This is a genomic window from Anaerotignum lactatifermentans, assembly GCF_016902535.1.
GTDB classification, from domain to species: domain Bacteria; phylum Bacillota; class Clostridia; order Lachnospirales; family Anaerotignaceae; genus Anaerotignum; species Anaerotignum lactatifermentans_A.
Window position 1 is genome coordinate 1 of sequence record NZ_JACSNY010000029.1, and the last position, 8,906, is coordinate 8,906.

The 8,906-nt window shown below is 51.1% G+C and carries 8 protein-coding genes and 2 tRNA genes; all 10 read left to right on the forward strand.

Annotated features, from left to right (window positions below):
- Positions 1 to 239 precede the first annotated feature (239 nt).
- The 10 genes from H9X84_RS12415 (at position 240) to H9X84_RS12460 (ending at position 8,906) form a co-directional block, all read left to right on the forward strand.
- Complete coding sequence (locus H9X84_RS12415; protein ID WP_205134572.1) at positions 240 to 1,331, forward strand: iron-containing alcohol dehydrogenase family protein; 1,092 nt, start codon at positions 240 to 242, stop codon at positions 1,329 to 1,331.
- Between the two features lie 288 nt (positions 1,332 to 1,619).
- Positions 1,620 to 2,966: an HAD hydrolase family protein gene (locus H9X84_RS12420; RefSeq protein ID WP_275552263.1), complete on the forward strand. Its 1,347-nt coding sequence runs from the start codon at positions 1,620 to 1,622 to the stop codon at positions 2,964 to 2,966.
- A 3-nt stretch (positions 2,967 to 2,969) separates the two neighbouring features.
- A complete protein-coding gene (locus H9X84_RS12425; RefSeq protein WP_205134573.1) occupies positions 2,970 to 3,677 on the forward strand; it encodes a tRNA threonylcarbamoyladenosine dehydratase in 708 nt (235 codons plus the stop codon).
- A 211-nt stretch (positions 3,678 to 3,888) separates the two neighbouring features.
- Positions 3,889 to 4,770: a hypothetical protein gene (locus tag H9X84_RS12430; RefSeq protein ID WP_205134570.1), complete on the forward strand. Its 882-nt coding sequence runs from the start codon at positions 3,889 to 3,891 to the stop codon at positions 4,768 to 4,770.
- Between the two features lie 196 nt (positions 4,771 to 4,966).
- The gene (locus tag H9X84_RS12435) at positions 4,967 to 6,601 is read left to right on the forward strand and encodes an ABC-F family ATP-binding cassette domain-containing protein (protein WP_205134569.1); all 1,635 of its coding nucleotides are present in this window, start codon (positions 4,967 to 4,969) and stop codon (positions 6,599 to 6,601) included.
- A complete protein-coding gene (ltaE, locus tag H9X84_RS12440; protein WP_205134568.1) occupies positions 6,598 to 7,629 on the forward strand; it encodes a low-specificity L-threonine aldolase in 1,032 nt (343 codons plus the stop codon). The genes H9X84_RS12435 and ltaE overlap by 4 nt, the downstream gene beginning before the upstream one ends.
- Before the next feature lie 5 nt (positions 7,630 to 7,634).
- Positions 7,635 to 7,916 carry a LysO family transporter gene (locus H9X84_RS12445; protein WP_205134567.1) on the forward strand — a complete coding sequence of 94 codons (282 nt, stop codon included), beginning with the start codon at positions 7,635 to 7,637 and terminating at the stop codon, positions 7,914 to 7,916.
- Positions 7,913 to 8,497 (forward strand): lysine exporter LysO family protein, encoded by a 585-nt coding sequence (locus H9X84_RS12450; protein WP_205134566.1) that lies wholly within the window; start codon positions 7,913 to 7,915, stop codon positions 8,495 to 8,497. The genes H9X84_RS12445 and H9X84_RS12450 overlap by 4 nt, the downstream gene beginning before the upstream one ends.
- Positions 8,498 to 8,580: 83 nt before the next feature.
- A tRNA-Leu gene (locus tag H9X84_RS12455) sits at positions 8,581 to 8,665 on the forward strand.
- A gap of 156 nt (positions 8,666 to 8,821) precedes the next feature.
- A tRNA-Leu gene (locus H9X84_RS12460) sits at positions 8,822 to 8,906 on the forward strand.

Genomic DNA, 8,906 nt, shown 5'->3' on the forward strand with positions numbered 1-8,906 from the left:
ATGTAGCTGGTATGGAAGGCTCCGAACTGGTTATCTCCATCAACAAGAACGACACAGCTCCTATTTTCGAAGTATCCGACCTGGGTATTGTCGGCGACGTTAAGGTAATCCTGCCGAAACTGGCTGACGCCATCAGAAAATACAAAGCGAACAAAGTGAAGAACTGATTTAGAGCGGCAGTACAATTTTAAAAACAAAAAAAGCTGGTAATTTTTGAATCTAATAGGAGGAGAATGATAATGGACAACTATTCTGTATTTTTCCCGGGCTACAGCGCAGGCGAAGACGCTTATAAGGAAATCGAGGCTGTTTGCCGCCCTTATGGCACAAAGGCAGTTGTTATCAGTGATGAGATCTCCATCAACGCAACAAAAAAATATCTGGATGAGGCTACAAAGGACACCAGCATCAATATCGAATACGTTCTGTTCCCCGGTGAAGCTGCATTCGAATACGCAGAAGAACTGCAGCAGCAGGATAATGTAAAGAACGCGGACATGATCTTCTGCCTGGGCGGCGGCAAAGCCATCGACACAGGCAAGCTGGTTGCACACAACCTGAATAAGCCTTATTTTACATTCCCTACCATCGCTTCCACATGCGCATGTAACTCCGCGCTGGGTATCTACTACTACCCGAACCATGTATTCCGTACATTCTTCCGTGTAGACAGACCCCCTGTACACATCTTTATTTCCACAAAGGTTATCGCGGAAGCACCCGCATCCTTCCTGTGGGCTGGTATCGGCGACGGTATGAGTAAGGAGATCGAAGTAAAATTCTCCGCAAGAGGCAAAGAAGACGAACTGACACTGTCCGAACAGGCCGGCGTTGCTCTGAGCGGCTGCTGCACAGAGCCTCTGCTGAAATACGGCGTTCAGGCAATGGAAGACTGCAAAAACAATCGTGCTTCTAAAGCCATTGAAATGGTTGCTCTGGATATCTTCATCAACACAGGTATGGTATCCAACATGGTAGACTCCCATAAGTACAACACAAACCTGGCACATGCTCTGTTCAACAGCATGACCATCCTGCCTCAGGTAGAAGAAAGACATCGTCACGGCGAAGTTGTTTCCTACGGCACATTGGTACTGCTGACACTGGACAAACAGTATGACAAGCTGGACAGATTCTTCGATTTCTACAAAGGCATGAAACTGCCTACCAAACTGGCTGATATCGAAGTAACAGTAGAAGAACTGGACCCTGTTCTGGAAGAAACTGTTAAGAAGTACGACCTGGATTACACACCTTATGAAATCACACCCGCGATGATTAAGGATGCAATCCTGGAACTGGAAGAATACAACAAAAAGAAAGAAGCATAAGACTTTCTTGTGAAAAAAAGTGGAAAGGACGGATGTGTTCTGCCGCAAGGCGGGGGCATCCGCCCTTTTTCTCTCTTTATAAAGCAGGGAGGCAGAAAAAGCCGTTTCGTTTTTATTTTGTGGAAAGGGTTTTTTCGCAAAATGTATGGCTGACGCGAAAAAACGGCTTTTTTGTGCCTGCGGATTGCCTGTATCGGGAACTTGACAGAGCATGGACGGGATTTTATACTGATACATTATTACATTATATAAAGAAGAAAGAGGGTGGCGGTATTGCCTAGGATCGGAATGCGTATGATAAAAACGGCCCTAGCTGTGGCGATCTGCCTGTTGATCTATCTGCTGCGGGGGAAGCAGGGAGTGCCTGTATTTTCCACCATCGCGGCCATCATCTGTATGCAGCCATATGTGGAAAACAGCGTCACCGTGGCCTTTAACCGAATTATCGGGACACTGACGGGGGCGGCCATGGGTCTTTTTGTGCTGTATTTGTTTCAGTGGATTCCGCCCAGAGTGGAGTTTCTGGATTATGTCATCATTTCTCTGGCGGTGATCCCGGCCATGTATATCACTGTGGTTATGAAAAAGACAGGCGCTTCCGCCATGGCGGCGGTGGTGCTGCTGAGTGTTACTTTGTCGGATGGGCGGTACGGCCCTCTGGTGGACGCCTTCAACCGTTCTTTGGAGACCATAGTAGGTATTCTGGTTTCCTTATGCGTTAATATGATCCATCTGCCCCGAAAGCGGCGAGAGGAATTTTTCTTCGTATCGGGATTTGACGGGGCATTGTGCGGAGAAAAGACGGGCGTGACGCCTTACAGCGTATTTGAACTGAATCAGCTTTTGAACGACGGTGTGGCCTTTACCATCGCCACAGAACGTACACCGGCCTCCCTGCTGGCGGACGTGGGCGGCATCCATCTGAATCTGCCGGTCATTGCTATGGATGGGGCGGTGCTGTTTGATATGAAGGAAAAACGATATCTGGCCTGCAACGCACTGTCGAAGGAGATGACAAAAAGGATCTGCCATTTTTTGCAGGAGAAGGATCTGCATTACTTCCTGAATGTGGTGCTGGAGGATGCGCTGCTGATTTATTACCGGGAGTTTCGCAACGAGGAGGAGCAGAAGCTCTACGAAAGAGCCAGAACCTCTCCCTATCGCAACTATGTCCATGGGGAGGTGCCTGAGGAGGGGGCGATTGTGTATATCCTGCTGGTGCTGACGGATGAGGACGCGGATATGGCGGAGGCGGAGATCCGCCGGATGGATACGGAAGGAGAACTGCTGTTTTTGCGGGATAAAACGGAGACGCCGGAGGGATACTGTCATTTGAAGATTTATCATAAGAACGCCACTAAGGAATATATGATGCAGCGGCTGCTGGAGAATCTGGGCGGCGAAAAACGCCGGATTGTGGCCTTTGGCAGCAACCGGAATGATTTGTCCATGATGGCGGCGGCGGATATTTCCTATGCCACCAGAGAGGCTTCGCCGGAGGCAAGGGCTGTGGCGGATTATGAACTGAAAAGCAAGGACGGCGTAGTCCGTACCATTTTGCGGCTCTACGAGCCCCTGCTGTGGCAGAAAACGCCGCAGCGGCAGAGAAAAACCCCGGAAGGAGAGAAGAAATAAATGATGGAAGAGATTTTTATGCGGGAGGAAATGTTGCTGGGAGAGGACGCGATGGCCAGACTACGGGCGGCAAAAGTGGCGGTGTTCGGCATTGGCGGCGTGGGTTCCTTTGTAACGGAGGCTCTGGCCAGAGGCGGCATCGGCCACCTGACGCTGGTGGATGGGGACGTGGTCAGCGTTTCCAATATCAACCGTCAGCTCATCGCGCTGCACAGTACCGTAGGCCGGCCTAAAGTGGAGGTCATGGCGGAACGCATCCGGGATATCTGCCCGGAGACAGAGGTGGAGACCTTCTGCTGCGTTTACGGAGCCCAGAACAGAGACCTTATTGATTTTTCCTCCTTTGATTATATTGTGGACGCCATTGATATGGTTACCAGCAAGCTGATCCTGATTGAGGAAGCCAAAAAAGCGGGAACGTCGGTGATCTGCTCCATGGGAACGGGCAACAAGCTGGACCCGACTCGCTTTGAGGTGGCGGATATTGCCAAGACCTCCGTCTGCCCGCTGGCTAAGGTCATGCGAAAGGAATTGAAGGACAGGAGGATTTCCGGCGTAAAGGTGGTTTACTCCAAAGAGGAGGCCAGAAAGCCGCGTCTTTTGCAGGAGGAAGGCAGACGCGCCGTACCCGGCAGTATTTCCTTTGTGCCTTCGGCGGCGGGGCTGATTTTGGCAGGCGAGGTGATCCGCCAGATCAGCGGCGTAAAATGAAAGCATGTGGAGGGAAAGAACTGTTTTTATGCAAAAAAATGCAAAGAAGTGGAGATTTTCCTGCGAAAAAGGAACAAAATTCTTATATTTTTCTGAAAGATACGCAAATCCCTTGCAAAGAAAAATTCTTTTGGATAAAATGAAACTAAAGAGAAACACGAAAAAAAGAAATTGTTTATGCAAAGAAATATCACGCAGAGGGGGGTTAAACATGAAGAAGAATAAGATTTGGATGAGCAGTATTCTGGCCGCGGCGATGGTGCTCAGTATGACAGGCTGCGGTGCTTCCCCTGCTGAGGATACAGCGACGCAGACACGCTCTGCGGAGGAATATGTGACAGAAGCGGCGCAGACGCTGACAGAAGCGGGAAGCTACGCGGGTACGCTGAAGGTAGTGTCTCGTATGGATGACAACGAGGACAGCATGGCAGCGGAGATCGCTATGATCGAAGAGCCTCTTCAGATGAAGGTGGATATTGAGAACATGTTCAGCGGGCAAAGCGTGCGTACCCAGACCTATCTGACAGAAAAGAACGAGGATGAGGTCAGCATGTATATGAACTATGGCGAGGAATGGACAGAGATGTCCCTGACCGCGGAAATGGCCCTGCAGAGCATGCAGATCTATGATGTAAGGGAAAATCTGCTTCTGGCTCTGGAGAAGGGGCAGGATTGGACGCAGTCCGGCGCGCAGGACGATCAGGTAACATTGAGCGGCGTGATCCCCGCGGCGGCGGTTTATGAAGTGGTCAACGGCGGCAGCTTGCTGCAGTTTTCCGGCATGAGCGGCATTGGGGAGAATTACTACACGGATGTGGAGGATGTGCCTGTGACGCTGGTACTGGAGGAAGAGACGGGAGAACCGGTTTCCTGTACACTGGAGCTGACAAAGGTGCAGCAGAAGGTGACGGATAACGTGATGCGGGAGCTGCAGAGCGAAAGCGGCGGCGTCACGGTGCAGGAGTATCAGGTGACCATGGATATTTCCCAGATCGATGAGGTCAAGGAAGTGGCGGTGCCCGCGGAGGCCAGCAGCGCCATCAATTATGAAAAAGAGATCTCCTATAACATGAACGAGGATCAGGCATCCTGAGATATAGGGAGAAGAAGAGGCGGCAGCCCCGGAAGTTTCGGGGCGCGCCTTTTATTTTTGCAAAAAAGCGGAAAAACAGCGGTGTTTTTTGATTTTGGGCTGTTCTTTAGCCGGGGAATGAGATATAATAGGTAGGATTTGAAAAAAAGAAGAAGGCGCTCCCGGGGATGGGAGCGGATGAAAGGAGCAAAAAGGTATGATCGCTGCACAGGGTGTGAGCCTGCAGTATGGCGGGCGCGTGCTGTTTAACGACGTGAATATCAATTTTACAAAAGGAAACTGTTATGGACTCATCGGCGCCAATGGCGCGGGGAAATCCACATTTTTAAAGATTCTGGCCGGAGAGATGGAGCCGAATAAGGGGTCCGTCTTTGTAACGCCCGGGGAACGTATGGCGGTGCTGAAGCAGGACCACTTTATGTTCGACGAGTTCGGCGTAGTGGAAACGGTGCTGTACGGCCACAAACGGCTGTATGACATCATGAAGGAAAAAGAGGCTCTGTATTCCAAGGAGGACTTCACCGACGAGGATGGCATCAAGGTGTCGGAACTGGAAGGGGAGTTCGCGGAGCTGGACGGATGGTCCGCGGAATCCAACGCGGAGATTTTGCTCAACGGTCTGGGAGTTACCAATGAGTTTCATTATGTGAAGATGAAGGAGCTGACCGGTACCCAGAAGGTGAAGGTACTGCTGGCACAGGCGCTGTTCGGGAATCCGGACATTTTGCTGCTGGACGAGCCGACCAACCATCTGGATCTGCACGCCATCAAATGGCTGGAAAACTTCCTGATGGATTTTGAGAATACGGTTATCGTGGTATCCCACGACAGACATTTCCTGAACAAAATCTGTACCAATATTGCAGATATCGACTATGGCAAGATTACCATGTACGTAGGCAACTATGATTTCTGGTACAGCTATACCCAGATGACACAGCGGCAGCTGAAGGACCAGAACAAGCGGGTAGAGCAGAAGATCAAAGAACTGCAGGAATTCATCCAGCGGTTCAGCGCCAACGCTTCCAAAGCGAAACAGGCTACCAGCAGAAAGAAGCTGCTGGATAATTTGCAGATGGATACCATTAAGCCTTCCTCCAGAAGATACCCCTTCTGCAGCTTCAAGCAGGACAGAGAGGTAGGCAACGACGTGCTGCTGGTGGAAGGTTTGTCTAAAACCATTGACGGCAAAAAGGTGCTGGATAATGTCAGCTTTATGATCCGGCCCAACGACAAAGTGGCTTTTGTAGGGAAGGACGAAATCGCGAGAACCACTCTGTTCCGTATCCTGATGGGAGAAATGGAGCCGGACGAAGGCAGCTTCAAGTGGGGCATCACCACAAAAACAGCGTATTTCCCTAAGGATAACGCGGAATACTTCGATGGCTGCCACGACTCTCTGATCGAGTGGCTGCGTCCCTTTGCCAAGGAAGGGGAGCAGTATGACGCTGATATCCGCGGCTGGCTGGGAAGAATGCTCTTCAGCGGCGAGGAAGCTCTGAAGGAGGCCAATGTGCTTTCCGGCGGCGAGCGTGTGCGCTGTATGCTGTGCAAGATGATGATGAGCGGGGCCAACGTGATGATTCTGGACGAACCCACCAACCATCTGGATCTGGAATCCATTACGGCACTGAATGAGGGGCTGATGGACTACAAGGGGACACTGCTCTTTGATTCCCATGACCATCAGTTCACTCAGACCATTGCCAACCGGATCATTGAGATCCTGCCGGGCGGTATCATTGACCGACAGATGACCTTTGATGAATATATTGAAAACGAGGACATTGACGCGCTGAGAGCGAAGATGACAGAGGAGGCAGAAGCATGATTAACGGAAAAATCGATTTAAGAAGCGACACAGTTACAGTGCCTACCCAGGAAATGCGGCAGGCCATGTTTGAGGCACCTGTGGGCGATGACGTTTACGGCGACGACGTGACCGTCAGAGAGCTGGAAGAACTGGCGGCGGAAATGATGGGCAAGGAAGCGGGGCTGTTTGTGGCCAGCGGCGTCATGAGCAATCAGATTGCCCTGTTTACTCATGTGAACCGGGGAGAAGAAGTAATTCTGCCGGACAACTGCCATATTGTGGCCCATGAAGCGGGTGCGGCGGCTATCATTGCCGGGGCGCAGCTGCGGACAGTGCAGAACGTCAATGGGGAAATGCCTCTGGATATTCTGGAAAAATATATCCGGAAAGACCCGGAAGACATCCATCAGCCCAGAACAGCGCTCATTACCTATGAAAACGCCGATTCCGACGGCCAGGTAAGAAATCTGGAGTACATGAAAAAGGTAAGAGAACTGGCGGACAAATACAGTCTGCCCATTCATCTGGACGGCGCCCGCATTTTTAACGCGGCGGCAGTGCTGGGCGTAGAGGCGAAGGAAATCGCGCAGTATGTGGATACGGTATCCGTATGTCTGTCCAAGGGTCTTTGCGCGCCGGTGGGTTCTGTGCTGGTAGGCAGCAGAGAATTTATCGCGCAGGCAAGAAGAAAAAGAAAGATCATCGGCGGCGGTATGCGTCAGGTGGGTATTCTGGCGGCAGCCGGCAAGATTGCCCTGACGAAGATGAGCAAGCGGCTCCAGGAGGACCATGACAACGCCGCGTATATGGCGGAGGCTCTTTGCGGCGTAAAGGGGCTGGAGGTTTACAAGGAACGCCAGCAGATCAATATGGTATTCTTCCGTCTGAAAGACTATCCTCTTTCTTCCGCGGAGCTGGTGGACTATATGGCGAAACATGATGTGGTAATCAACGGTGAGGACAACGGCATCATGCGCTTTGCGACCCATAAATATGTGTCCAGAGAAGAAATCGACAAAGTTGTGGAACTGATGAAGCAGGTATAAGAGACATGGCGAAGATATTTCTTGTGCTGGGACTGGGCTTTCTCATTGGTTTTTTTGGACTGCTCAAGGAAAAAGGCCTGAAGATCAACGCCAAATCACAGACTGTCTGGCTGATGCTGCTGATTTTCTGTATGGGAGTCAGTATCGGCAGAAACGGGGAGATCATCAGCGCCCTGCCGTCTTTGGGCGGCAAGGCGCTACTCTTTACGGTGCTGGCGGCGGCTGGTTCTGTGGCGGCGGTATATCTTCTGACCAGGATTTTTCTGGGAAAGGGGGAAAAATCATGAGCAAGGCTATTTTGATCGCTTTGGCCCTGGGAATCGGCGCCGGCGCGGTGATGCCGGATGGTCTGGGGAATTTTCTGGACGCGGCGTCCTCCTATATGCTGCTGATTCTGCTGTTTTCCGTGGGCATTGACATGGGAGTCAACCGGGAGGTCTTTGGACAGATCCGCCGCATGGGGCTGCGGATTCTGGTGATCCCGCTGGGCGTGGTGCTGGGGTCTTTGGCCGGCGGCGCTTTGGGCGCGGCGATTCTTGGCATGGGCATGAAAGAAGGACTGGCTATTACCTCGGGACTGGGCTGGTACAGTCTGTCGGGCATTTTGATGACAGAAGCGGGCAATCCTGTGGGAGGTACCATTTCCTTTTTATCCAATGTGTTCCGGGAGGTGCTGACCTTTCTGGTGGTGCCGGTACTGGCGGGGCGAAACGTCTATACAGCCATCGCGCCGGCGGGCGCTACGGCCATGGATACGACTCTGCCACTGCTGAGCAAGTATACAGACAGCAAAACGGCGATTTTGGCCTTTGTCAGCGGTGTCATCTGCACGTTGGTGGTGCCGGTGCTGGTCCCTATATTTTGCTGAGAAAAAAATAAAAAAAGATGTTGACAAATGTTTGGTTTTGGATTATACTATCCTAGTCAGCGAAAAAAGCTGAAACCAAATATGCGGATGTGGCGGAATTGGCAGACGCGCTAGATTCAGGTTCTAGTGGGCATTGCGCCCGTGCAGGTTCAAGTCCTGTCATCCGCAGCCGAAAGAGACCATCAGAAAGATGGTCTTTTTTCTTTGCTCGGGAGAGATATGAAAAATAGTTTTTTAAAAGTTTTTTGAAAAAGTATTGACAAGAGGAGGAAAACGTAGTATCCTAACTAGGCAAGCAAGATTGTATGAAAATCAATACAATATGCGGATGTGGCGGAATTGGCAGACGCGCTAGATTCAGGTTCTAGTGGGCATTGCGCCCGTGCAGGTTCAAGTCCTGTCATCCGCA

Bases quoted from the DNA above. Each gene is read 5' to 3' on its own strand.
- H9X84_RS12415 (WP_205134572.1), top strand. From the start codon at position 240: ATGGACAACTATTCTGTATTTTTCCCGGGCTACAGCGCAGGCGAAGAC.
- H9X84_RS12420 (WP_275552263.1), top strand. From the start codon at position 1,620: ATGCGTATGATAAAAACGGCCCTAGCTGTGGCGATCTGCCTGTTGATC.
- ltaE (WP_205134568.1), top strand. From the start codon at position 6,598: ATGATTAACGGAAAAATCGATTTAAGAAGCGACACAGTTACAGTGCCT.
- H9X84_RS12445 (WP_205134567.1), top strand. From the start codon at position 7,635: ATGGCGAAGATATTTCTTGTGCTGGGACTGGGCTTTCTCATTGGTTTT.
- H9X84_RS12425 (WP_205134573.1), top strand. From the start codon at position 2,970: ATGGAAGAGATTTTTATGCGGGAGGAAATGTTGCTGGGAGAGGACGCG.
- H9X84_RS12430 (WP_205134570.1), top strand. From the start codon at position 3,889: ATGAAGAAGAATAAGATTTGGATGAGCAGTATTCTGGCCGCGGCGATG.
- H9X84_RS12435 (WP_205134569.1), top strand. From the start codon at position 4,967: ATGATCGCTGCACAGGGTGTGAGCCTGCAGTATGGCGGGCGCGTGCTG.
- H9X84_RS12450 (WP_205134566.1), top strand. From the start codon at position 7,913: ATGAGCAAGGCTATTTTGATCGCTTTGGCCCTGGGAATCGGCGCCGGC.